The 23,443-nt window shown below is 41.6% G+C and carries 25 protein-coding genes and 1 pseudogene; 23 read left to right on the forward strand and 3 right to left on the reverse strand.

The genetic code is table 11. The features are described from left to right. Positions 1-202 precede the first annotated feature (202 nt). Positions 203-395: pseudogene (locus OIU26_RS24490) on the reverse strand (LysR family transcriptional regulator); the annotation flags it as partial. Positions 396-530: 135 nt separating this feature from the next. Here OIU26_RS24490 and OIU26_RS24495 point away from each other — a divergent pair. Next, the gene (locus OIU26_RS24495) at positions 531-2,141 is read left to right on the forward strand and encodes an RICIN domain-containing protein (RefSeq protein ID WP_264218309.1); all 1,611 of its coding nucleotides are present in this window, start codon (positions 531-533) and stop codon (positions 2,139-2,141) included. 42 nt (positions 2,142-2,183) lie between these two features. Here OIU26_RS24495 and OIU26_RS24500 read toward each other — a convergent pair whose 3' ends face one another. Beyond that, on the reverse strand, positions 2,184-2,327 hold the full coding sequence (locus tag OIU26_RS24500; RefSeq protein ID WP_013371184.1) for a hypothetical protein: 144 nt from the start codon (positions 2,325-2,327) through the stop codon (positions 2,184-2,186). A gap of 250 nt (positions 2,328-2,577) precedes the next feature. Between OIU26_RS24500 and OIU26_RS24505 the strand changes: the two genes are divergently transcribed. From OIU26_RS24505 to OIU26_RS24580, 16 genes are all read left to right on the forward strand, one after another. Continuing rightward, positions 2,578-3,657, forward strand: a complete 1,080-nt coding sequence (locus OIU26_RS24505; protein WP_264218310.1) for a nitronate monooxygenase — start codon at positions 2,578-2,580, stop codon at positions 3,655-3,657. 284 nt (positions 3,658-3,941) lie between these two features. After that, complete coding sequence (locus tag OIU26_RS24510) at positions 3,942-4,745, forward strand: AAA family ATPase (RefSeq protein ID WP_090739200.1); 804 nt, start codon at positions 3,942-3,944, stop codon at positions 4,743-4,745. 295 nt (positions 4,746-5,040) lie between these two features. Further along, positions 5,041-5,325: a dCTP deaminase domain-containing protein gene (locus tag OIU26_RS24515; protein WP_264218311.1), complete on the forward strand. Its 285-nt coding sequence runs from the start codon at positions 5,041-5,043 to the stop codon at positions 5,323-5,325. 30 nt (positions 5,326-5,355) lie between these two features. Then, complete coding sequence (gene rpsN, locus OIU26_RS24520) at positions 5,356-5,625, forward strand: 30S ribosomal protein S14 (protein WP_025678316.1); 270 nt, start codon at positions 5,356-5,358, stop codon at positions 5,623-5,625. Beyond that, positions 5,622-5,783 carry a hypothetical protein gene (locus OIU26_RS24525; protein ID WP_264218312.1) on the forward strand — a complete coding sequence of 54 codons (162 nt, stop codon included), beginning with the start codon at positions 5,622-5,624 and terminating at the stop codon, positions 5,781-5,783. The genes rpsN and OIU26_RS24525 overlap by 4 nt, the downstream gene beginning before the upstream one ends. Before the next feature lie 283 nt (positions 5,784-6,066). Next, positions 6,067-7,083: a CobW family GTP-binding protein gene (locus tag OIU26_RS24530; protein WP_264218313.1), complete on the forward strand. Its 1,017-nt coding sequence runs from the start codon at positions 6,067-6,069 to the stop codon at positions 7,081-7,083. 32 nt (positions 7,084-7,115) lie between these two features. Further along, a complete protein-coding gene (locus OIU26_RS24535; protein ID WP_436449213.1) occupies positions 7,116-7,622 on the forward strand; it encodes a GTP cyclohydrolase, FolE2/MptA family in 507 nt (168 codons plus the stop codon). 230 nt (positions 7,623-7,852) lie between these two features. Next, complete coding sequence (locus tag OIU26_RS24540; protein ID WP_013371190.1) at positions 7,853-8,260, forward strand: MarR family winged helix-turn-helix transcriptional regulator; 408 nt, start codon at positions 7,853-7,855, stop codon at positions 8,258-8,260. A gap of 79 nt (positions 8,261-8,339) precedes the next feature. Beyond that, complete coding sequence (locus tag OIU26_RS24545; RefSeq protein ID WP_264218314.1) at positions 8,340-10,109, forward strand: ABC transporter ATP-binding protein; 1,770 nt, start codon at positions 8,340-8,342, stop codon at positions 10,107-10,109. After that, positions 10,096-11,946, forward strand: coding sequence for an ABC transporter ATP-binding protein (locus tag OIU26_RS24550; protein WP_264218315.1), 1,851 nt, complete (start codon positions 10,096-10,098; stop codon positions 11,944-11,946). The genes OIU26_RS24545 and OIU26_RS24550 overlap by 14 nt, the downstream gene beginning before the upstream one ends. Before the next feature lie 783 nt (positions 11,947-12,729). Continuing rightward, on the forward strand, positions 12,730-13,698 hold the full coding sequence (locus tag OIU26_RS24555; RefSeq protein ID WP_264218316.1) for a zinc-binding dehydrogenase: 969 nt from the start codon (positions 12,730-12,732) through the stop codon (positions 13,696-13,698). 117 nt (positions 13,699-13,815) lie between these two features. After that, a complete protein-coding gene (gene trxA, locus OIU26_RS24560; RefSeq protein WP_058831444.1) occupies positions 13,816-14,133 on the forward strand; it encodes a thioredoxin in 318 nt (105 codons plus the stop codon). Positions 14,134-14,255: 122 nt separating this feature from the next. Beyond that, on the forward strand, positions 14,256-15,026 hold the full coding sequence (locus OIU26_RS24565) for a glucose 1-dehydrogenase (protein WP_264218317.1): 771 nt from the start codon (positions 14,256-14,258) through the stop codon (positions 15,024-15,026). A 99-nt stretch (positions 15,027-15,125) separates the two neighbouring features. Beyond that, positions 15,126-16,229 carry an FAD-dependent oxidoreductase gene (locus OIU26_RS24570; protein ID WP_264218318.1) on the forward strand — a complete coding sequence of 368 codons (1,104 nt, stop codon included), beginning with the start codon at positions 15,126-15,128 and terminating at the stop codon, positions 16,227-16,229. A 91-nt stretch (positions 16,230-16,320) separates the two neighbouring features. Further along, positions 16,321-16,665, forward strand: a complete 345-nt coding sequence (locus OIU26_RS24575; protein ID WP_264218319.1) for a thioredoxin family protein — start codon at positions 16,321-16,323, stop codon at positions 16,663-16,665. 145 nt (positions 16,666-16,810) lie between these two features. After that, complete coding sequence (locus OIU26_RS24580; RefSeq protein WP_264218320.1) at positions 16,811-17,386, forward strand: TetR/AcrR family transcriptional regulator; 576 nt, start codon at positions 16,811-16,813, stop codon at positions 17,384-17,386. Positions 17,387-17,579: 193 nt separating this feature from the next. On the opposite strand, the gene OIU26_RS24585 is transcribed toward OIU26_RS24580, so the two are convergent. After that, entirely contained in the window at positions 17,580-18,248 is a 669-nt protein-coding gene (locus OIU26_RS24585; RefSeq protein WP_040101328.1) for an ArsR/SmtB family transcription factor, read from the reverse strand. A gap of 250 nt (positions 18,249-18,498) precedes the next feature. On the opposite strand from OIU26_RS24585, the gene OIU26_RS24590 reads away from it, so the two are divergent. The 6 genes from OIU26_RS24590 (at position 18,499) to OIU26_RS24615 (ending at position 23,400) form a co-directional block, all read left to right on the forward strand. After that, positions 18,499-18,837, forward strand: a complete 339-nt coding sequence (locus tag OIU26_RS24590) for a hypothetical protein (RefSeq protein ID WP_264218321.1) — start codon at positions 18,499-18,501, stop codon at positions 18,835-18,837. A 134-nt stretch (positions 18,838-18,971) separates the two neighbouring features. Beyond that, a complete protein-coding gene (locus OIU26_RS24595) occupies positions 18,972-19,418 on the forward strand; it encodes an OsmC family protein (protein WP_264218322.1) in 447 nt (148 codons plus the stop codon). Between the two features lie 191 nt (positions 19,419-19,609). Next, positions 19,610-20,491, forward strand: a complete 882-nt coding sequence (locus OIU26_RS24600; protein WP_264218323.1) for an MFS transporter — start codon at positions 19,610-19,612, stop codon at positions 20,489-20,491. After that, positions 20,488-20,691 (forward strand): hypothetical protein, encoded by a 204-nt coding sequence (locus OIU26_RS24605; protein ID WP_264218324.1) that lies wholly within the window; start codon positions 20,488-20,490, stop codon positions 20,689-20,691. The genes OIU26_RS24600 and OIU26_RS24605 overlap by 4 nt, the downstream gene beginning before the upstream one ends. A gap of 719 nt (positions 20,692-21,410) precedes the next feature. Beyond that, entirely contained in the window at positions 21,411-21,938 is a 528-nt protein-coding gene (locus OIU26_RS24610) for a sigma-70 family RNA polymerase sigma factor (RefSeq protein ID WP_264218325.1), read from the forward strand. Beyond that, a complete protein-coding gene (locus OIU26_RS24615; protein ID WP_264218326.1) occupies positions 21,925-23,400 on the forward strand; it encodes a DUF4179 domain-containing protein in 1,476 nt (491 codons plus the stop codon). Before OIU26_RS24610 ends, OIU26_RS24615 begins: the two co-directional genes overlap by 14 nt. Positions 23,401-23,443 lie beyond the last annotated feature (43 nt).

Consider the following 23,443-nt stretch of genomic DNA (forward strand, 5'->3'; position numbering starts at 1 on the left):
TGAGTTGCATTACAATCCTTGATACGTAAAGATACTTTCATGACTGATATATTTTGGTTCCAATCAAGTAATCTATGAGAACAAATTAATATGAAGAATAAACAACTCAGTAATCAGATTTCTACAGGAGGCGGGTTAGTATATTAAATAAAAGATACATTGATAGAAATCCACTATGAAGCATTAAAAGAAAAAAGACAACTTAATTACGCCACTTTTTCTTTTTAATCAGCGTAGGGGAGTATATAGGATCGAGCTTTTTGGAATGATTTACAATTTAAGTTTTCCTCTATTTACGTTTCTTTAACTGTAATATAAGGCAAAAAAGAAAATCCAAGCCCACTCATAACGGTTTGTGTAATCGCCTCTACACTCCATAACTCCATGGTTTGAAAATGAAACTGGAGCCGATAAACATAATAGCGCAGAAAAAACAGGTATATATACCAACTCAAAGGAGAATTACATAAAGGGATCGAGGATAAAATAGCGGAGGATTTATTTTAAACACACTAATAAGGGGAATGTAAATGTTGAAAAGAATACTATTAGTATCCATTATTTTTTGCCTAGTAATAAGTACGTTTGAATTCACTGAGAAAACATTGCCTAAAGCTGCAGCATCCACTGGATTTGCTCATCCTGGCCTATTACATACGAAAGAAGATTTTGACCGAATTAAGCAAATGATTAATGAAGGCAGACAACCCTATTTGGATGGTTGGAATCAATTGCTGTCCAGTCCACTATCACAGGCTGGATGGAAACCACGCGCTACTTCTACCATTATCCGGGGAGGAAGTGGGCAAAATGTAGCTGTGTTTTACAATGATATAGCTCGTGATATTTTGAATGCCTGGTCCTCTAATCTTAAAACGATTTCCGGCAATGCTGATCGCTACTTAGCGGCGGGAATTTATGGATATGAGTTGGCTAATGCAGCAGAACTTATGAGAGATTATCCGGGGTTTAATGTGGAACAAATGCAGAACATGCTTCTTACCGTATTTTACAAACCATTGAACGAGAGATTCCTTATTGGCAATGAATATGGCAATAGTCATAATGATTCATATATACAGAATTACTGGGCGAACTGGGATCTAAGCAATATGGCTGCCACCATTGCAATCGGAATATTCTGTGACCGCCGGGATATTTATGATATCGGTGTTGAATATTTTAAAAATGGTGCAGGAAACGGGTCCATTTATAATGCGATCCCATTCCTTCATCCTGATGGTCTTGCCCAATGGCAAGAGTCTGGAAGGGACCAAGCGCATACTCAATTAGGTATTGGTTTAATGGCCACAATTGCTGAAATGGCGTGGAATCAGGGAGATGACCTTTATGGATGGGCGGACAATCGTTTCCTGCGTGCTGCTGAATATGTTGCCAAGTACAACAATGGCGAGGATGTGCCATTTACAACTTATGAATGGGGATCAGGTAGAAACGGCGCGATAAATAGTCAATCCGGAATATCGCCTGCCAGTCGTAATGAAATGCGGCCCATCTGGGCAATGATTTATAACCACTATGTCAATCGAAAAGGTCTGTCTGCACCCAATATTGCTGCCCGGATGGCCCTGGAAGGTACCGAAGGTGGTCCGAATTTGAAATATCCATCAACGTTTGACCAACTTGGTTTCGGAACTCTTCTCTACACCCGGCCTGCTGGCAGCGGAGATAAAGTAAGCATTCCTGATGGAAATGTTTCTAATGGTATTTATCGTTTCAACGTGGGTTTGGACGGCAAGGTCATGGAAGCCGATAATACGATAGAAGGTGCAAATGTAATTAAATCAACCTATGCAGGTAAAGAAAATCAGCAATGGAGTGTTACGCATCTAGGTGGCGGTCAATACAGTATCAAGAATGTGCAGAGTGGACGTTCACTCGAGGTAACAAATGGCTCTCTGGATCATGGTGCTAAATTCCAACTGGCTGCTAGTACTGACCAAGATCAACAAAAATTTGCTTTTATCTCTACAGGAGATGGTTACTATCGCATCACTCCTGTAATTTCCAATAAGCCAGCTGATGTCACAGGCCTATCAACTGCAGAGGGAGTTCCTATCCAGCAATGGCGGTATACATCCAATTATAATCAACAATGGAAGCTTGAATCTATTGAATAGCACTGATCAGTAATTTGCCTAAAAGCATCAATCTAACATCGTTTATTCAATCGGTTGAATCTCATTCAGCATTTCCTTAGTCAAGCCACTGTATTGGGAAAAGCTGTGCGGCAAAAACTGGTGTCGATATTCCGTCGGCGCCAGTTTTTTATTTTGGTACTTGAAAGATATATTACTCCAAGACAATAGTCCGTCTGGTCATAAGCGCCTCCTCTTTAACCAACCTCTTTATTGTAAACAACATAAGTTGTATAGTTGATTTTGAATGAAACTCGAGTATTATTTAATCGGCAATAATGCTCCATTTTTGCCTAGACAACATGTATAAAAAATTGTTGAAAATAAGGAGAGCAGCCTATCGCGTCTTCTTGCCACTTTGTTGCTTGTTGAACTACCAATAGATCTTCAAATTTTTAACTAAAAGGAGGATTTAAAAGTGTTTGAGACTGAATTGACGCGTACTCTAAAAATTCGATACCCGATTTTTCAAGCGCCGATGGCAGGTGGCGTTTCGACGTCTGAATTAGTAGCGGCTGTTTCAAACGCTGGTGGGCTAGGTAACCTAGGAGGCGGATACTTAACGCCGGAACAACTCCGCAGGGAGATCCAAAAAATCAAGCAACAAACGGATCAGCCATTCGGAGTAAACTTGTTTGTGCCTGAGCAATCTGAAGAGTCGGAAGAAGCTATCTACCGGATGACAGATTATCTCAATAAATATCGCATCAAACTTGGCACTGCTCAAAACCCATTGATTTTGAGGTCTGCAGAATCGTTTGAGGAACAGGTACAGGTATTATTGGAGGAACGTGTGCCCATATTTAGTTTCACGTTTGGCATACCATCTCCAAACGTGATTCAAACCACGAAACAGCATGGAATATTCGTCATTGGAACTGCAACAACCGTTGATGAAGCCAAGCAATTGGAAGCAGGGGGTGTAGATGCTATTGTGGCTCAAGGGAGTGAAGCAGGAGGGCATAGAGGGACCTTTCTGAAAGACGCCTCCCATGATGCTTTGATAGGCACCATGGCTATTGTTCCGCAGATCGTTGACCATGTGTCGATCCCGGTCATCGCAGCGGGGGGAATCATGGATGGGCGGGGACTTGCAGCAAGCCTTTTATTAGGAGCTTCTGCAGTACAGATGGGCACTGCGTTTTTAGCCTGTCCTGAGAGCGGTGCCCACGAAAAGTACAAGCAGAAAATCCTCTCGACAAATGAAGACTCCACTCAAATTACACGTGCTTACTCCGGCAAAGCTGCAAGAGGCATTCAAACAAAATTTATGATTGACATGCATCAGTACTCCAGTACAATCCCTGCTTACCCTATTCAAAACGCGATGACCCGGGACATTCGTCAGGCGGCTGCAAAAGCAAACAACCCTGAGTATATGTCACTTTGGGCTGGCCAGGGGCTTCGGTTAGCCAACGACCAACCTGCTGCTTCAATTGTAAAACAAACCATTGATGAAGCCAGTATTCTTGTCCAAAGACTTTTGGTGTCGAGATAATTTTAGATACCAGCATACTTGAGAAAATAAATGCGTGAAGACAAAGTCTATGGACTTCTGGAGAGAGAAGCAAAATAGAATTATTTACTCTCCCATGAGTACGAAATAGATGGTACCTAGTCACTTGGCTGGGTATTTTTTTATTGAATAATAGAAAAAACATTCTAGATAATGAAAGGATAAACATACCAGCAAACTATTTGAACTGTTTGGTGGAAATCATAACCTGATTTTGATACACTTCTAATCGTAAAGATTACTATTTAAGGGGGCAGGTAAAGACCGTGAACAATAAAAACAAAAGCAATGCTGCTGTGCGGCTCCCGCGTGCCAAAGGCATTGATATGGCGACCATATATACACCAAAGGAGTGCGCCCGCAAGGTCAAACGAATCGTACTAGCCGAGAAAAACCAGACAATTGTGGATGAGTTTATTACGATTTTGGGAATGAAAGAAAAGTTTGAGGAGCAGGATGTGCCCATGCCTAACAAGATCGTAATGTTTGGTCCACCAGGAACTGGAAAAACACTAACGGCTTTTTATTTGGCGCAGCGCTTGGATCTGCCGCTTATATTAGTGAGGCTTGACGCGATTATCCATAGTCATTTGGGGGAAACAGCGAGCAATGTGCGCAAGATCTTTGACTATGCAAATGGGACACCTTGTGTTCTGTTTCTTGATGAATTTGATGCCCTGGGGCGTATGAGGGATTCAAATGATGAGGTGAAAGAGATGGCACGAGTGGTGAACACGCTGCTACAATGTCTAGACGAGTTCGGCGGAGAGAGTGTTTTTGTCGCAGCCACCAACCTTGAGGAAGAACTGGATACAGCGATATGGCGCCGTTTTGACACGAAAATGACGTATACATTGCCAACGCATGCGGATCGGATTCAATACATTGAACTGCTGATCGGGGAGAGCCTTGCTGGACAGGCTGCAGATTTGCTTGCCGGATGCAGCTTTGCTGATATTGAGCAGATTGTGTTAAAAGCAAAACGAAAAGCGATTATAGAGAACCGAGCACTTAATTTTGAAAACATAGAAAATGCACTGTCGGAGTATAATCCTCGCATGAAGGTATAGAAAGAGAAAAATTCAAAAATACCCAGACGCCTATTAGCTGATTTGGGTACTCACTGGGTATTGTCATTATGGAGCCAATTTTTGATTGGGTCTCATATGTATTTATGTATATGCTATGTGAAACAAATGTGGGAAGTAGATTTATAAACGACATGTTGTATTGACATGTGGACAAAACAGGATTATAGTTTTTGTTAATCGTAATTATTACTATTTAAATCATCCTACAATCATGCAGGGTGAATACAATGATGTAAAAAAGGTTCATGAGAAACGACACCCCATATCTTGATCTATGAAACCTATTCTAGAAGGAGTGCATGAAGTGATTTTATCTGACCGCACGCTGCGAACCCTGATCAGGCAAAAAAGGATGACCGTATCTCCGCTGACAGAGGAACAGATTCAGCCTGCTTCCATTGATAGTGAAGAGATCTTGATTCCACCGTTATCCTTTATGCTCGCAACCACGATTGAAACAATTCGGCTGCCGGGTTATATTACGGCTTTTGTCGAAGGGCGGATTTCAATTGGACGTATGGGCTTATTTATGAAGCGTTCCGATCCGACATGCATTTAATCTAATCACTAAAAGGAGCTAGAAAAATCAATGGCCAAAAAATCAAAAGTAGTACGTGAGAAGAAACGTCAGGAGACCGTAGCCAAATATGCAGAGCTGCGCCGTCAGCTGAAAGAAAGAGGGGACTATGAAGCATTGCAGAAGTTACCACGTAATGCATCCCCTACTAGACTGAAAAACCGTTGTGAACTGACGGGGCGCCCGAGAGGATATTTGCGTAAGTTTAAAGTATCACGGATTGTTTTCCGTGAACTGGCTCATAAAGGACAAATTCCTGGTGTTACCAAGTCGAGTTGGTGAACAGAACAGAAGTCCAAGATGAAGCAATTGCTATTTTGATCGCATGTCTTGTTGCATTACCTACCGTGCATAAGGAAATGGCGAACATTCGCCGCACAGCTCACGAGCAGACAACTGCTAACCTCTGTGGGGGAGATTTTTCATGGCCTGCTTCATAGAAGATGTATAAAAAATCTGCATTGAAGGGTTTTATCCGGTGAGGGGTATTTTTGCTTTTTATTAATCGTAACTGTTACGGACGAAGAAGAACCGTTCGAGAAACGGCATCAATAGGACAAGTTGGATATTGCGCGATTTCACTGGGGAGAGAATCCATGGAATATTTTATGCCAGAGACGAGCAGTGAAGGGGTTTGAGCATGGAATAAACATGTGAAAAGTTTGATTGGGAGTTTGCAAGGAATGTACAGTTTAGAATTAGGACCTTAAGGGGGGGACTTACATGGAAACGGAACAAGATCCACGCATTCCGGTAACGATAATTACAGGATTTTTGGGAGCTGGTAAAACGACGCTGCTTAATCATATATTGAGGGCAGATCATGGTTATAAAATTGCTGTTATTGTGAATGAATTTGGAGAAGTGGGCATCGATAATGAACTAATTGTGGAATCTGGCGAAGAAATTATTGAAATGAACAATGGCTGCATCTGCTGCACAGTACGAAGTGATCTGGTGGATATTATGAAAAATTTGTTGCATCGCAAATTTGCAGAGACTCCAACACCTGTCGAATATGATCGGGTCGTTGTCGAAACTACGGGTTTGGCTGATCCGGGACCGGTCATTCAGACTTTTCTTGCGGAGCCACTGATTTCAAACTTTTTCAAAATTGATGCTGTTATAACCGTAGTAGACGCTAAACATGCTGAACATCATCTTGATAACGGACATGAGGCAAAGGAACAAGTCGCTTTTGCCGATGTCATATTATTAAACAAAATAGATCTTGTCGAAAAGGAAGATATTGCTCGTTTGGAATCCCGGTTGAAAAAGATGAACTCACATGCCCGATTGACGCGTACACATCAATCCTTAATTAATTTGGATCAGATTCTTGGAGTTAATACATTTGATCTTGATCACAAACTCGAAGTCGATCCACATTTTCTGGAAGAACATCATCACCATCACCATCATCATGATGACGATGTTTTCTCCATTGTTCTCACTGAAACGAGACCTTTGGATCTGGATAAAGTGAATAAGTTTATAAACGATTGGTTGGTGGAGCATTCAGCTGATACGTATCGATACAAAGGAATTCTTAATGTACAGAAAACAAATAAAAGGGTCGTATTTCAGGGAGTTCACATGATATTTGGGGTGGATACTGATAGGGAATGGAATGTGGATGAAGACAGAACAAGCCGCATCGTTGTAATTGGAAAAGATTTGGATGAGGACTGGTTCAGAGCACGATTTAGCGAATGTGCGGTTGCCGAAGCAAGCGTCTGACAAGGAGCAGGATAACATGAGTAAGAGTACCCATAACAGGTTTATTCGGGTTAAACCATTCATTGGCTTCGATTACTGTGACATGGGAGGCAGGTAAGTCTCCTATTATTAAAGTAGGTCTAAATATACAGATTACAACGTTATGTCCTTGTTCTAAAGAAATAAGTGAATATAGTGCACACAATCAGCGTGGCATGCTACGAATTCAGGTACAGGGCAACCCTGGAGAATTATTGCCAAGTGATTGGAAGGAAAATCTGTTGGATGCCGCTGAATCCAATGCAAGCAGTTGCCTTCATCCCGTATTAAAAAGGCCTGACGAGAAACAGGTTACAGAACGTGCGTACGAGAATCCTCGATTTGTTGAAGACGTAGTGCGGTTGGTGGCTGCTGATTTGTATGAAAAGCATTGGGTAAGTAAATTCAAGGTGGACTGCAGTAATGAAGAGTCCATTCATCAGCATGATGCGATTGCACGCATTGTGTATGATAAGTCCAGAGGGCATGAATGTGCTGATGATTACTTTACTTTAATCTAGATCATCAGAAGATGATAAACATCAGAGTGAACTGCACCCCAATTTTTAGACGCGATCTAACTTTGGAGGTGCAGTTTTTTGTGTCAAGTTGCAATGAAGTATTCCTCTTCGCATTCAGGTCGTGAGTGGTCATGAAACTTCAACCATTACATATTTTCCCGAATTGACTTTATGTCCGGATATCATTATTATCTTACAGTATAAGATAAATGCAGAAGGTGGTACTGCCAATGGACTATAAAGCGTCAGCAACAGAACTATTCGAGTGTATCGTCAAATCGCGCAAACCGGTGTTAGAGGAACGAGCGCATTTCTCTCGTGGTGAAATGGGGATTCTCATCGCTTTGAGTCATCAGGATGGGGTTACTTCGGGCCATTTGAGCGAATACTTGTCCGTCAGTACGGGACGGATCGCAACGGCACTGAAAAGTTTGGAGAAGAAAGGGTTGGTTGTACGACGTACGGATGCTAACGACAAACGTAAGGTGATTGTATTCATTACGGATTCAGGCAAGCAATTTATGATGGACAGGTATAACGAAGGAGTCGCATGGAGCGAGAAAATTCTTCGAAAGCTGGACGAACAGGATGCCAAAGAGTTTATCCGACTCATCAAGCTTATTGTCTCTAAAAGCTGAATTCCTATGTAGAGGACGTATGCAGGATACGTTAATTGCACCAAACACCTAAGATTTTCAGATAAAGGAGAAGAACAGAATGCTGAAGATATTCAAATATCTCAAGAAAAATGAATGGATGTTCGTGCTTTGCAGCTTGGCCTTCATCGTTGTGCAAGTGTGGCTGGATTTGAAGCTGCCTGATTATATGGCCGAGATTACAACCAAGCTGCAAACCGTAGGAACGCCGATGTCGGAACTGCTGATTCCCGGTATTTATATGCTGTTATGTGCTGTCGGCAGTATGATTGCATCTATTATTGTCGGCTATTTTGCGGCAAAGGTCGCGGCAGGGCTGGCCATGCGTCTGCGTGCGATGGTCTTTGACAAGGCCTTATCTTTTTCCATGGAAGAGATGAACAGCTTTTCAACAGCCAGCCTTATCACCCGCTCCACGAACGATGTTACCCAAATTCAAACGGTGGTTGCGCTGGGGCTGCAGGTGATCATCAAGGCGCCGATTCTGGCCGTGTGGGCCATTGCAAAGATTGCGGATAAAAACTGGCAGTGGACCGCCTCTACAGGAGTGGCTGTGGCTGTCCTGATCCTGATGCTGAGTGTCATTGTTATTTTCGCTCTTCCGAGTTTCCAAAAAATCCAACGTCTCACCGATAATCTGAACAGGGTAACACGTGAGCATCTGACCGGGCTTCGGGTGGTGCGCGCTTATAATGCAGATCAGTATCAGGAGGAGAAGTTTGGACAGGCCAATGCAGAATTGACAAATACAAACCTGTTTGCGAACCGGTTAATGGCAATGGTTGGTCCGGGGATGACCTTTATTATGTCGGGTCTGAGTGTCTCGATCTATTGGATTGGCACATACCTGATTAACGGAGCGGCCGTGCCGGACCGCATTACGCTATTCTCTAATATGGTCGTATTCTCCTCATATGCGGTGCAGGTGGTCATGGCCTTTATGATGGTAAGTATGATATTCTTCCTGATGCCTCGAGCTTCGATTTCTGCCAAACGGATTATGGAGGTATTGAATACCGAATCTCGCATCATCGACGGACATGAGACAGCTGGAGAAGAGGGCGTTATGGGTCAGGTGGAATTTCGTAATGTCAGCTTCAAATATCCGGATGCCGAGGAGCCTGTGCTTCGCAACATTAGCTTCACGGCAAAACAGGGCGAGACGGTTGCCTTTATTGGTGCAACAGGCAGCGGCAAAACCAGTGTGATCAATCTGATTTCCCGTTTCTACGATGTGACTGAGGGTGAGGTACTTGTGGATGGCGTGAATGTCAGAAACTATAAGCAGCAGACACTCCATAACAAAATCGGGTATGTCCCACAGAGAGCCGTACTTTTCAGCGGTACAGTGGCTTCCAACGTTTCGTATGGCGATAACGGAAGAGGAGAAGTTTCGGAGAAACTCGTCAAAGCCGCTGTGGAGATTGCTCAGGGTACGGAGTTTGTCGAAAAAATGGACGGTCAATATCAAGGACGGATTTCACAAGGTGGAGCGAACGTGTCGGGTGGTCAAAAGCAGCGTCTGTCCATTGCGCGTGCCATCTACCGTCAGCCAGAGATTTACATCTTCGATGATTCCTTCTCGGCACTCGACTACAGAACAGACCGGGTCCTGCGCTCTGCGCTTAAACAAGAAACCGGCCATGCTACGACACTCATTGTGGCTCAGCGCATAGGCACCATTAAGGACGCTGACCGGATTATTGTTCTCGACCAGGGCGAGATTGTAGGGAACGGCACACATGAAGAGCTGATGGCGAATTGCAGCACCTATCAGGAAATCGCTTATTCGCAGCTTTCGAAGGAGGAACTCGTACATGGACAAGAATGAACAAACCGTCGGCAGTAAGCATATCAAAATGAAACAGCAAGGTCCCATGGGTAGAGGTCCTACGAAGGGGATGGGGACTGGTAAAAAAGCGAATGATTTTAGAAAAAACTTACGCCAGCTCTTATCCTACATCAAGGCCTATGCGCCTATGATTATCCTCTCTATGGTGCTGGCACTGGCCGGTTCCGTCTTCAATGTGATTGGTCCGGATAAGCTCAGCGATATTGCCAACCTGATCCAGGAAGGAATTGTAACAGGGATTGATATAAATGCTATTCAGAAGATTGTTCTTGTACTGGTAGTTTTGTATGGTCTCGGCCTTATCTTTAATTATTTCCAAGGATTCATTACGGTAACCGTGTCACAGCGCCTTACAAAGAAGATGCGGACAGAACTGTCCCAAAAAATCAATCATATGCCTTTGAAGTATTTTGATGCTACGAGCTATGGTAATGTGCTCAGCCGTGTGACTAACGATGTCGATACCATCGGACAAACGTTAAACAACAGTCTCGGCACACTTGTCAGCGCACTGGCAACCTTTGTGGGTGCATTGATTATGATGCTGTATACGAACTGGATCATGACCATTACCGGGATTGTAGCTACCCTGATTGGTTTTTCACTGATGACCGTAATTATGAAGCATTCACAAAAATATTTTGTAGCACAGCAAGCGGAGCTTGGCCAGATCAACGGTCATATTGAAGAAACCTATGCTGGTCATAACGTAGTCAAGGTATATAACGGAGAAAAAGCAGCCAAGGAAGTGTTCCATGGCATTAATGGCCGATTGTATACAAATGCATGGAAATCCCAGTTCATGTCTGGCCTGATGATGCCGGTTATGATGTTCATCGGGAATTTCGGTTATGTAGCGGTCTGTATCGTGGGCGCTTTGCTGGTGAACCAACATGTTATAACGATCGGAACTATTGTGGCCTTTATGGTGTATATTCGTCTATTTACACAGCCCTTGTCACAGTTGGCGCAGGCTGCAACCAATTTGCAATCGGCGGCTGCTGCCAGTGAACGTGTATTCGAATTTTTGGGTGAAGAAGAATTGGCGGATGAAAGTGACAAGACTATGAAGCTGGATAACGCCAAAGGGGATGTTGAATTCAAACATGTTCGTTTCGGTTATAACGAAGACCATATGATTATCAAAGACTTCTCTATGAAAGCTGAAGCTGGTCAGAAAGTCGCCATTGTTGGCCCGACAGGTGCTGGTAAGACGACGCTCGTGAATTTGCTCATGCGGTTCTATGAGCTGAACGGAGGGGGAATTTATATTGATGGAACTCCGATCAGCCAATTAACACGTGAGAATGTTCATAAATTATTCTGTATGGTACTGCAGGATACATGGCTGTTTGAAGGAACGATTCGTGAGAATATCGTCTTTTCCCAAGACCATGTTACCGATGAACAGGTAGAAGCCGCATGTAGAGCAGTGGGTCTGCACAGCTTCCTTAAAACTCTGCCGCAGGGCTATGATACAGTACTAGACGACAAAGCCAATCTCTCTGCTGGCCAAAAGCAATTGATTACCATTGCAAGAGCCATGATTGAAGATGCGCCTATGCTCATACTGGACGAGGCCACAAGTTCGGTCGATACGCGTACGGAGTTGCTGATTCAACAAGCGATGGACCGACTTACTGTAGGGAAAACCTCTTTTGTGATTGCCCACCGTCTCTCAACGATTAAGAACGCCGATCTGATTCTGGTCATGAAGGACGGTAACATTATCGAAACGGGTAATCATGAGGAATTGCTGGGTAAAGGCGGATTCTATGCCGATTTATATAACAGCCAGTTTGAACATGCATCCTGAAAAATACAATTTTAGGGGAAAAACGATAGGAACACATGAAACTGGACAAATGTCTAGGGACAAGAACGTTGAAGCAAAAAAAGTCGCTACTAGCGGCTTTTTTGTTTATTGAACAAGCTTTTGTGTCGTGTCAAGGACAAATGCTTGTTCCAATTATGAAGTTTATAAACATCTATGCAGATGAGGCGACTATTGATAATCTATAACGAAAATTCTCTTAATCGAGACCTTGTAGACTTCTTTCCATACCGAAGCAAAGCCAGTAACAAAAAAAGACATGGAGCTTATGCTGAAAACTTATTTGCCTCAACTCAAAAGGGACGTTTTATCAGGGGGAAAAAAATATTTTTCAGAAGATCATACGGATTCCCATCATTACGAAGTTCCTACACAACTTCAATGATTTTAAATTAGAAGAAGACGACCCAAAACTACATCTGAGCCTAAAAGGGATTATTTATTACATGGAAACCTGGCGATGATGCTCATGAGTAACCAAACTGATGAATATAAGATACTTCAAAAGTCGGTGAGGCATATATAAAAAATTGATTCGCATCAAAAGAACAATGTTCTTGTCCTGTACAGTTGAAAGCACTTAAATAAGATTTACTAGTATCCCGGTAGAGAAAGAAATCAATTAGGCAGCCTATCGGTAAACAATGTAACGGTAATGTCCCCTGGTATTTTATTATTCAATTTTTTAATTGAATAATAAAATGTGCTTGTTTATACTAAAATAAGTTCGAAAACTGAATCTCAGGGGATAAAGAGGTGAAATATATGAAAGCAATTCAAGTTCCTGCTAAAGGTGAACCGATGAAATTAGTTGAAATCCCTATACCTGTTCCAGCCCAAGGGCAAGTACTTCTTCGGATTGAAGCATGCGGGGTGTGTAGTGGGGACGCAAGCACGATTAGTGGAGCTGCCCCAGAGTATCCAAGAATACCCGGTCATGAAGTAATTGGAATAGTTGAACAACTAGGAGATGAATTCACAAAATGGGAGATCGGGCAACGTGTAGGAATGGGATATCATAGTGGAGACGATCATGTAACGGGCTTGACTATGGATGGTGGTTACGCGGAGTATATGGTCGCTTTTGAAGAAGCCCTGATTCTTATTCCCGATGAAGTTTCTTCTGAAGAAGCAGCACCTTTAATGTGTGCTGGTGAAACAACATTTAGTGCGCTGCGAAACAGCTCTGCACGTCCAGGCGACTTGGTTGCCATTTCCGGCATTGGTGGATTGGGCCATCTTGCTGTGCAATACGCCAAGAAAGCTGGATATCAGACAGTTGCTATATCCCGAGGAGTGCATAAAGAAAATCTAGCAAAAGAACTCGGGGCACATTTTTACATCGATTCCGAAAAAGAGGATCCTGCTAAAGCTTTGAAAGCATTAGGTGGAGCTAAAGTCATTCTTGCCACAGCGCCAAACGCCGGAGTGATATCTTCTTTGGTTAATGGACTAGCGACAGAAGGTGAGCTTATTATCGTAGCTGGATCCAGAGAACGTTTAGAATTGTCAGCTATGGATTTCTTGAAAGGTCCCCATACAGTGAAGGGATCATTTACTGGGAAAGCCAAAGAAATTGAAGCTGCGGTCCGGTTTAGCGTCTTGACTGATGTCCGACCTATAATTGAAGTTTTTCCTTTAGAACGGGCAAGCGAAGCGTATGAAAAAATGATGGCAGCAAAAACACGGTTTCGGGCAGTTTTAAGTATGTCTGCTGAAAACAAAGCCAAATAAAAGCTCGCCAAGGAAAAATGAACTTGAATCTTTACTTGACAGTAATTATTGTTCAATTTATAATTCAATTATTCAATTGAACAATTTATTGGTTGGAATATATTGGAGGTAATCCTTATGAGTGCAACTGCATTAACTAATCAGACTTTCAACAACCAAATTCAGTCTGGAATAACCCTGGTTGATTTTTGGGCACCTTGGTGTGGTCCTTGTCAAATTCAACTTCCTATCATTCATCAATTGGCCGATGATCTGAAGGGAAAAGCGACTATTGCTACTATTAATGTGGATGAACAGACGGAGTTAGCCACGCGTTTTGGAATTAGAAGCATTCCGGCGTTGCTTTTGTTCCAAGATGGTAAACTGATGGATACAATGATTGGGATTAACCAAAGAGATGTTCTCGAGGCAAAAATTCTTAAACTTATGAATTAACGAATCAGATAATCGGTAACAACTCTAAACATGTTGCCGATTATTTTTAAACGATGTAGAAAAATCAATATTTTTGTCAATCAACTACCAACTAGTAGGTAAAAAAACAAGGAGATGTTAAAATGAAATTTGAAAACAAAACAGTGATTGTAACTGGCGGAGGAACAGGAATTGGAAAGACTACAGCACAACGCTTTTATGAAGAAGGAGCGAACGTAGTCATAAATGGCCGTCGAGAGGATGTATTAAAGAAGACCGCTTTGGAAATTGACCCATCCGGTAAAAAAGTGATTGTTGTATCAGGTGATATTAGTTTGCCAGAAACGTCGAAAAAACTGGTCCAAGCTGCTGTAGAAGCGTTTGGTGGAGTAGATATACTGGTGAATAACACAGGAAAATTCAATCCAACCCCTTTCATGGACCACACTGCGGATGATCTGCAATCATATCTGGATACCATCGTTAAAGGGACGTTTTATCCTTCGCAAGCTGTGATTCCGGAAATGAAAAAAAGAGGCGGGGGAGCGATCGTGAATACCGGGTCAATGTGGGCGATTCAAGCGGTTGAATCGACGCCATCGTCTGCATATTCAGCAGCCATGGCAGGAAGACACGCACTGACTAGAAATTTAGCTGTGGAATTGGCTGGGGATCACATTCGAGTGAATGCAGTGGCTCCCGCTGTCGTCGAAACTCCGATTTACAATACATTTATGAGTGAAGAACAAGTGGCAGAAGTACTACCAAGTTTTAATGCCTTTCACCCCATCGGACGAAATGGCACAACGAAGGATGTCGCAGAAGCGATCTTGTTTTTGGCTAGTGATTCGGCATCTTGGATTACTGGTGTAGTCATGCCTTTGGATGGCGGTGTTACTGCACGTCTTCGATAATTCTTTGGGGCCGGCCTTAATTAGGTTAGCCTTTCTCTCATTCACTATTAGGGTTAGACCTTCGAAAGAAGAACTTTTATCTATCTAAAGGAGCAAAGTATGGAAACTCAATTGAATAGGGATGCCCCTGTAATAATAGTTGGTGCAGGTTTATGTGGACTTCGTGCAGCTACCTTGCTCAATACACAGGGAATAAAATACATCGTCTTGGAAGCACGAAATCGTATTGGAGGAAGAGGCTTGAGTGTAGAGATTGAGGGTAAGCCTGAGCTTGGGAAATTCGATCTTGGGCCAACGTGGTACTGGCCTCGTTATGAGATAGCAATGAACCAACTAGTCGAGGAACTCAGCTTGCAGACGTTTGAGCAGTATAATGGAGGAAGAATGCTAGTAGAACGATCCAGAAACACACCACCGCAACAGCATGATTTGCCCGCAGAAGCGATGGAATATTCACTTCGGTTTATAGGCGGAGTTCAGTCTGTAATTGATGCACTGGCTGCCCAAATACCATCAGAAGCAATCTATCTGAATACCAAAGTAACTTCTATTCATCAGGAGGACGATAGCAGGGTGAAGATTCAAACTGATGCAGGGAACTTTCATGCAAGTTCGGTTATAGTTGCTCTACCCCCACGGATCGTTGAACGAAATATTATGTTCTTCCCCAAACTTTCTGCTGAACTAAAATCGAATTTAATGAATAAGCCAACTTGGATGGCCAGTCAAGCTAAGGTTATTGCTGTTTATGACACCCCCTTCTGGCGTGACCAAGGTCTCTCTGGATTCGTATCGAGTTGGGTTGGACCTTTGAGGGAAATTCATGATGCCTCGCCTTCTACAGGTTCTGGCGCACTTTTTGGTTTCTTTGGTCTTCCTGCAAAAACTCGTTTGAATATGGGTAAAGAACAATTACTTGAGCTTGTGTTGGAACAATTGACACGCCTTTTCGGCCCAGCAGCAAAACATGTAAAAGGGACTTTATTTAAAGATTGGTCCTTTGATGAGTATACAGCTGTAGAGGAAGATACAGATCCACTTCTTGATTATCCGAGTTACGGACCTATCATCGACGGAAAGGGCTCAGTGCAAAATATTTATTTTGCTGGAACTGAAACAGCTTATAGGCAAGGCGGTCATCTTGAAGGTGCCCTTCGATCAGCCGAAAGAGTTGTCAATGAAGTCATCAAACAATTATCATAAGAAAAATATTCGATTGAAAGGGGTTATAAATTGAATTTTATTGAAAAAAGGGTTTGGTATAAAAGAACAACCTGAAAGGATAATTTAATAAATGAATAAAGAATTATTATCAATAGAAGAGATAGATGCTTTTATTCAAAACAACCAACTAAGTATGTTGTATTTTTCTCAGGAGAATTGCAATGTATGTCACTCTGTTTATCCCAAATTAAAAGATTTGCTTACTAAATTTCCTTCTATAAAACTTGCTCATGTTGACACAAGTAATGTAGAAGAGGTTGTAGGCAAATTTTTAATCTTCTCAGTACCTACAATAATTATGTTCATTGATCAAAGAGAGTCGTTCCGTGAAGGTAGATTTGTTCAGTTGGGACCTCTTGCAGCTCGTTTACAACAATTAAACGATTTTTGGTTGAAGAGCAACTCGGGGTTGTAATAGGGAGAGGAACAGGGAGTGGAAAGACTAGCGCATAACGTTTTTTGAAAAAGGAGCGAACGTAGTCATACATGACCGTCGAGGTGATTCTTTGAGGGGAGGAGGATACCTTGACAGTATACTTACTGAATGGTAGATTTCATTTATGAATATCAAGAAAAACACTGTACAAGAAATTATGGACATAGGCCTCACCTTGGTTCAAGAGCGAGGATACAATGGCTTTAGCTATGCTGACATTGCTGAAGCGATAGGCATTCGGAAAGCAAGTATACATTACCACTTTCCGTCTAAACAGGATCTGGTGCAAGCTGTTCTGAATCGATACCGTCGAGAGTTCATGGACAAGCTTCAACAAATTAACGATCAACCTCTGAGTTGGCGACAAAAGATACAATCTTTTTTTTTGTTATATCGTGAACCTTTGGACAAAAATACCAAGCTTTGTTTATGTTCAATGATGGCTGCTGAGTTGAACTCTTTTCCAATTGAAATTCGAGATGAGTTAAACTTATTTTTTGACGCCAACACACTATGGGTTGAGAATGTGCTTGATCAAGGCAAATCGGCTGGCGAATTTACATTTTCTAACGCTGCTTTGGAACAAGCGAAGATCCTAATTGCATTTGTACAAGGTGCCCAGTTGTTATCCAGAACTTCAAGTGAAAAAGGATATTTTGATTCGCTTGTCTTAAACTACATGGCGACTTTGACTCAATAAAAAAGTTTAAGATGTGAATCTACCGTTGCAAAACCACTTATTCATTAAAAGATGGATAGGTGGTTTTTGCTATGTTGAATATCTTTATGACAAGGTATTGTATTCAAAACCGTTCCATCTATTTTGCTCATAAAAAAAGATCTCAAGCCAAGTGATGGCTTGGAGATCTATAGTTAAAACATAGGAAGCAGGATTAGTGGGTCAGAAAATGTCCTTGCCATTCATTGATCCCTTCATCCATGCGGTACGCTTTATAACCTTCTTGTTGCAATTTTTGAACTGCCAGTGCGGAGTATACACAAAGTGGTCCCTGACAGTAAGCGATGACTTCTGCATCTTTGGGGAGTTCTTGCATCAATGTATCAAGCTCGGTCATTGGCATTGAAATTGCTCCGGATATATGACCCATTTCAAAGTCTTCTTTAGAACGTAGATCCACCAATAGTATGGAATCGTTATTCACTTTCTCCATAACCTCATCCATAGTCAAGGTTTGAATGCCGTCAAGGTTGTTCAGAAAATCCTCTTTCAATTTTGCGATATCAGGAAGTTGTTTTTCGCTTATGCGCCAAAGGGATGCCATGAAATCAATAATCTCCGGATCTGCTAGTGAGTAAATGGCATAAGTCCCTCTTTTAGCGAATTTAACAAGTTTTGCATCAAGTAAAATTTGAAGATGACGTGATACATTGGCCATATTCATACCTGTACATGCCGCCAATTTCTCTACAGTTTTTGGACTTTGGGACAATACATTTAAAATCTCCAGTCGCTTGTCACTCGACAGACATTTTCCGATTCTTGCAAGTTGTTTATACAGATCTTCTTTTAATACATTTGCTGAACTCAATGGTTCTTTCATGATGGTCAACCTCTATTCTGAGCTTTTTTAGCGTTATCATACGACTACAACTATCTTCAATCATTTATTACAAAAATGAATCAATTAAATACTCAAATTGTATCATGTTCTTAAATGTAATCAAAGTCTAGGTAGGGAATGTATACTTGACGAAAGAAATAAGCATGACATATAATTCAATTAATTGATTGATTGATTGATTATTTGATTTATTAATAATCGATACATTAATTAATGGAGGTTCGAAATCATGGCAAAGGCATATCTTCAAATCACATTAAAAATCAATGCACCAGAACGCGAGGCGGCTACAAAGGTTTATACAGCATATAAGGAGCCTTTTCTTTCAGGCATCTCTGGTGCTGTATCTAAAGAATTGTTAGTGCGTGACGAGGATGTTCAGGTTCTGCATGGCTTTACTAGCGAGGCAGATGCTAAGGCCTACCTAGAAAGTGATCTTTCACGAATGACGTTGTTGTTGGACTCAAAGACTTGCTTCAAGCTGAACCGGAAATCCGCATTTATAGTACATTCTAGAAACCCTGTTGTGCGAACTAACTCTTTTGAAGAAATAAAAGCTAATACTTAAAAATTGTAAACCGACATTGCAGTCTCGCTATCTCGGTTTATTTTAATCAATCATCAGATTAAAACTGTTCAGATCAAGTGATCAGTTTACTATGTTGAGGAGTAGCATATATAAACTTAAAGGAGAACATCAATATGGCAAATCAAAAACTTAGTTTGAATACAGTTTGGTACGGAAATGCAAAAGGCAATGGCATCATTAAAAGCGAAAATTTCCAAACTCAAATTGCTATCCCAGTCTCAAAAGGAGGAAGTGGGGAAGGTGTTGAACCTAAAAAGCTTCTTATGTCTTCTGCAGCAGCCTGTTATCTAATGACTTTGACATATATGTTGGAACAAAATCGTATTCCCGTATCAGGATTATCCATGGATACAGAAGGAAACACTGCTCCAAATGGTCAATTGAGCATTACTCATCGTCCACATATTGTTTTAAAGAAATCAGAAGCAACCAATCAAGATGTTAGCATGGCAGAAACCCTAATGCGAAACGCCGAAGAAAATTGCCAAATTGACCAACTTCTAGTAAAAGCAGATGTTCAAATAACAATTGAAGGTCATGTTTCCTTCGAAGCTGAATAGGGTTTCAACTGTATACAAAGTGGCTTTTCGTAATTTAGGAAAAAATAATGGTAGAAACGATTCCAGAAAACAAGCAAACATCTGTACAAATTCCACTGAAGCAACGTCAGTGCATGCCAGAACAATGAAAGTTGTAGTTGCTTCACAAATTTGCGGTGGAGCTGGCCTAGCTGCAGGCATCCCGTAGGTCGTTGCTTGCACAAGATATGCTAGGGATTGACAGTTTCTCGGGAGTTCCCACAGGCCTTTTTACATTAGGTTCTGCTGGTGCAGCGCTCATGGTAGGACGACTGTCGCAACGATTGGGGAGGCGGACTGGACTTGCTGCCGGATTCTTAACAGGAGATTTTGGGGCTATTGGTGTTGTCCTCGCAGCATTAATCAACAGCATTCCTTTGCTCTTTATTTCAATGTTGGTTTATGGAGCGGGTACGGCAACCAATTTGCAGGCACGCTACGCAGGTACGGATCTTGCTTTACCCACGCAACGTGCAAAAACAATGAGTATGGCAATGGTATTCACAACCTTTGGTACTGTTGCAGACCCTAATCTTGTAGAGCTCACCGGGAAACTAGCTATTTCACTTGGTGCTCCTGCATTAAAAGGCCCCTTCATACTTGCTTCTATAGCATATATTTTAGCTGGCGTTATACTTCTTGTTTTCTTGAAACCAGGTCCTTTGATTGTGGCCAAGGCTAAGGAGCAAGCAGTAGCAATTCAAATGAAGAAGGAACCAGTATTCAAAAAAAGGAATTATGATCGGTGCCTCAGTTATGGTGCTAACACAAATTGTTATATTGCGATCATGACAATGGCTCCCGTTCATATGCAACATCATGGTCATGATTTAAGTGAAATCGGCCTTGTTATTGGAATCCACGTGGCTTCTATGTATTTACAGTCTGTAATCACAGGAGTACTCGTTGATAAATTTGGATACATTTTTATGGCTTATGCTTCTGGCTTTACCTTGATGTTGTCTGGTTTGTTGGCTGCCTTCGTACTGGTGATTCGATGGGTTTATTTACTCTTGCGCTGGCTCTTGTGGGATGAGGTTGGAACTTTGGTTTGATTAGTGGGACTGCGGCGATTGTCGAGGCAACCCCATCCAATGTTCGTGCAAAAACTCAAGGAACAGTGGATGTACTGATTGCATTATCAAGAGCATCTGGAGGAGCACTATCTGGTATGGTTGTGGCACACTCCAGTTATCATATACTGTCTTTAATTGGATCAGTTTTGTCACTGTTCCTTATTCCTGTTGTGGTTTGATTTCGTAACAAGCAATCTTTCACATAATATTCAGTAATACAATCAACAAAAACCGTTCTTCTAGTTCATAGTGTGGCTCGCTACGAACTAGAAGAACGGTTTCTTAGCACCACGGGAGTACGAACGAGCTGGATATTTTATCAAACACGATGATTTGGAAGAGGAAGGATATTGGGTTTTCAATTTTGCTAGATTTATTGCTGGCATAGCCGATATCATACTTACCTCGCTAATCAAACTACTTGGTTTGCACTGGCGGCTAGTCGTTATAGAGAATGCTTGCATTCTTACTGTGAAATATGTGAATGAAAAAGCGGTAACACAACCCCAACACCATCTTCTTCTACGAAATCACATATGAGATTCATTCCACTACGGTAGTTTCACATATTAGTCCATATAAAATAAGAAAATTTTCGGGCTGTATACACTTAAATAGATATTTACAACCTCATACATGCTAGATTACTTCGAATTAGTTATATGAATATAACTAATTGAAACCCTAATCTCAATGTGAAGGAGTATAGATTAGCGAGAGTCGGCTTTGTGTAGTGGGAAAGGATAGTGGTATCTACCATATTAAACGGTTTCTATATAGGACCGTATTTTATACATTTTGTTTAAAAGAGAAATTTTTTTAATTTCTTGTGAACCAAATCAAATCCTTGATGATCTAATTTATAGCTAAACTTTAAAAGGAAAGGGGGAACCATTGCATGGATTTAACAGAGAAAGCAGAGCTTGCAACACAAGGAGACAAGGAAGCTTTTGTGGATGTTATACGAGCTGTCCAACAAAGCCTATATGTAATAGCAAGATCAATCGTTAAAAACGAAGAAGATTGTGCAGATGCTATACAGGAGACCATTGCCAAAGCTTTTTCAAATGTACATAGACTGAAAGAGCCTGCTTATTTTAAAACATGGATCATTCGGATTTTGATCAACGAGTGTAATCGGAGTATCAGGAAAAAGAAGAGAGTATCCCCTGTCCCTTATGATATAAGAAAGTCATCATATAAGGGTGATTATGAACAAATCGAGCTGTTTGAGGTAATTGATGGACTGGATGAACAACTTCAAACTACGGTGACGCTTTTTTATATTGAGGATTTATCGGTCAAAGAGATATCCAAAGTGCTTAATGTATCCGAAGGGACAGTAAAATCACGCTTATTTAGGGCCAGACAGCAATTATCCGAGTTAGCCCTTGGGGAGGGAGAAGCCAAGTATGAACTATCATGATCCGGTTGACCCTATGCTTAAACAATTTCTAAAGTCCAGAGCACAAGACCTGGTCATTCCTAATACAGTAGAGAACGCGTTGGGATACGCCCTTTCATCACTTTCTGATCAGAATATGAAAAAGAGATCCTTCCTTAAAAGATGGAGATGGGCAGCAGCGGCCGTTGCTTTCTTTTTCGTTCTGGGTGCAGTTTCTATCTTTACCGTTCCTACATTTGCCGAAGTATTCAGGTCTTTATTTGCCAAGGACAACCCGGATATCGGACTTATGCGTGCACAGGAATTGGGATTGGTGATTAATCCTCATATTAAGGTGAAGGACAAAGGTTACACGTTGGTGATTAATGAAGCTGTTGCTGATCCTACCCGAGTGACCATTGCACTTCAACTTTTTGATGAAAATGGAAAGCATGATCGCCACAAACTGGCCATTGGCGAAGCGAATAAAATTACGATCAAAGATGATAAAGGAAACGTAGTGGGCAGTATGTACGATATGGGGTACACGAGTGATTTTTATTATATGGTTGATTTCTTTAGTGAACCGCTGAAAACAGACAAGATTACGATAGAAGGGAGTATTGGATCGCTTGGACAAAGGAGCGAAACCTTAATAAAAGGAAATTGGGACTTTAGCTTTGACATTGATATGAAAAAGGCAAACAAGCAGAACAAAATAGAGGAGCTGGAAGGTAGTTACACAACGTCGCACGGAATGACGGTTACATTAAAAAGAATAACGAGAATGGTGCAAGGAGTACGTTTCGAACTGGAGACCGAACTTGATGATGCGGCAATGACAAGATCCCCCGGTGATTTATGGAAAAAGCAGATGTTGAGCTTTCATTTCGAAACTACGGATGGGCAAGAGATTCACTCGGTGAATCCAAGAAAAAAGAATTACAGGGACAGCTTAATGACATCTGATAGTAGAGTTATTGGAAACGGAAAAATGCATTGGAGTTATACCTTCAAGTACCTGCCTGAGGATAAACCATACCGCTTTGTTCTGGATGCATATTCGGTTGCAGAAATGGACGGAAATAAGATTTCCTTTAGACCATCGGAGCTGACTAAGCCCAAAACTTTTAAAATAATGAATGATAGACTGGAGTTGGTTAGGGCTTCACTTGAGAAATCGCAAGTCAACAAAGGCGCATATGAAACTGTCATCTCATTCTACGGGAAGATGGATAATGAAATAATGCATGAGGAGTGGAGAGTATATGATTCAGCAGGTAAGCAGTATGACGTAAGTGCGGTGGGGGGATCATCGTTTGAAAATACGCTGACTGATCATTGGAGAGAGGGATATATCAGTATGGGGGATCGTAGGGCAAAGCAGCCTTACGAATTCCGGATTATGAAGCTAGATCCAATTCCAGAGGAGCTTACCCTGGTAAGGGAAGTAGTGGATAAACGATACAATGACCCTAACTGGTCATTATTGCTAGGAAAATAGAATAAACGAACTACTTAAATCTTCAATACCCTATGGATCCAAG

This window comes from Paenibacillus sp. BT-177 (assembly GCF_025846815.2).
In the GTDB taxonomy this organism is placed as follows: domain Bacteria; phylum Bacillota; class Bacilli; order Paenibacillales; family Paenibacillaceae; genus Paenibacillus; species Paenibacillus polymyxa_C.

Bases quoted from the DNA above. Each gene is read 5' to 3' on its own strand.
- OIU26_RS24570 (WP_264218318.1), top strand. From the start codon at position 15,126: ATGGAAACTCAATTGAATAGGGATGCCCCTGTAATAATAGTTGGTGCA.
- OIU26_RS24495 (WP_264218309.1), top strand. From the start codon at position 531: ATGTTGAAAAGAATACTATTAGTATCCATTATTTTTTGCCTAGTAATA.
- OIU26_RS24565 (WP_264218317.1), top strand. From the start codon at position 14,256: ATGAAATTTGAAAACAAAACAGTGATTGTAACTGGCGGAGGAACAGGA.
- OIU26_RS24595 (WP_264218322.1), top strand. From the start codon at position 18,972: ATGGCAAATCAAAAACTTAGTTTGAATACAGTTTGGTACGGAAATGCA.
- OIU26_RS24555 (WP_264218316.1), top strand. From the start codon at position 12,730: ATGAAAGCAATTCAAGTTCCTGCTAAAGGTGAACCGATGAAATTAGTT.
- OIU26_RS24610 (WP_264218325.1), top strand. From the start codon at position 21,411: ATGGATTTAACAGAGAAAGCAGAGCTTGCAACACAAGGAGACAAGGAA.
- OIU26_RS24530 (WP_264218313.1), top strand. From the start codon at position 6,067: ATGGAAACGGAACAAGATCCACGCATTCCGGTAACGATAATTACAGGA.
- OIU26_RS24580 (WP_264218320.1), top strand. From the start codon at position 16,811: ATGAATATCAAGAAAAACACTGTACAAGAAATTATGGACATAGGCCTC.
- rpsN (WP_025678316.1), top strand. From the start codon at position 5,356: ATGGCCAAAAAATCAAAAGTAGTACGTGAGAAGAAACGTCAGGAGACC.
- OIU26_RS24550 (WP_264218315.1), top strand. From the start codon at position 10,096: ATGGACAAGAATGAACAAACCGTCGGCAGTAAGCATATCAAAATGAAA.
- OIU26_RS24515 (WP_264218311.1), top strand. From the start codon at position 5,041: ATGAAACCTATTCTAGAAGGAGTGCATGAAGTGATTTTATCTGACCGC.
- trxA (WP_058831444.1), top strand. From the start codon at position 13,816: ATGAGTGCAACTGCATTAACTAATCAGACTTTCAACAACCAAATTCAG.
- OIU26_RS24545 (WP_264218314.1), top strand. From the start codon at position 8,340: ATGCTGAAGATATTCAAATATCTCAAGAAAAATGAATGGATGTTCGTG.
- OIU26_RS24585 (WP_040101328.1), bottom strand. From the start codon at position 18,248: ATGAAAGAACCATTGAGTTCAGCAAATGTATTAAAAGAAGATCTGTAT.
- OIU26_RS24615 (WP_264218326.1), top strand. From the start codon at position 21,925: ATGAACTATCATGATCCGGTTGACCCTATGCTTAAACAATTTCTAAAG.
- OIU26_RS24575 (WP_264218319.1), top strand. From the start codon at position 16,321: ATGAATAAAGAATTATTATCAATAGAAGAGATAGATGCTTTTATTCAA.
- OIU26_RS24590 (WP_264218321.1), top strand. From the start codon at position 18,499: ATGGCAAAGGCATATCTTCAAATCACATTAAAAATCAATGCACCAGAA.
- OIU26_RS24540 (WP_013371190.1), top strand. From the start codon at position 7,853: ATGGACTATAAAGCGTCAGCAACAGAACTATTCGAGTGTATCGTCAAA.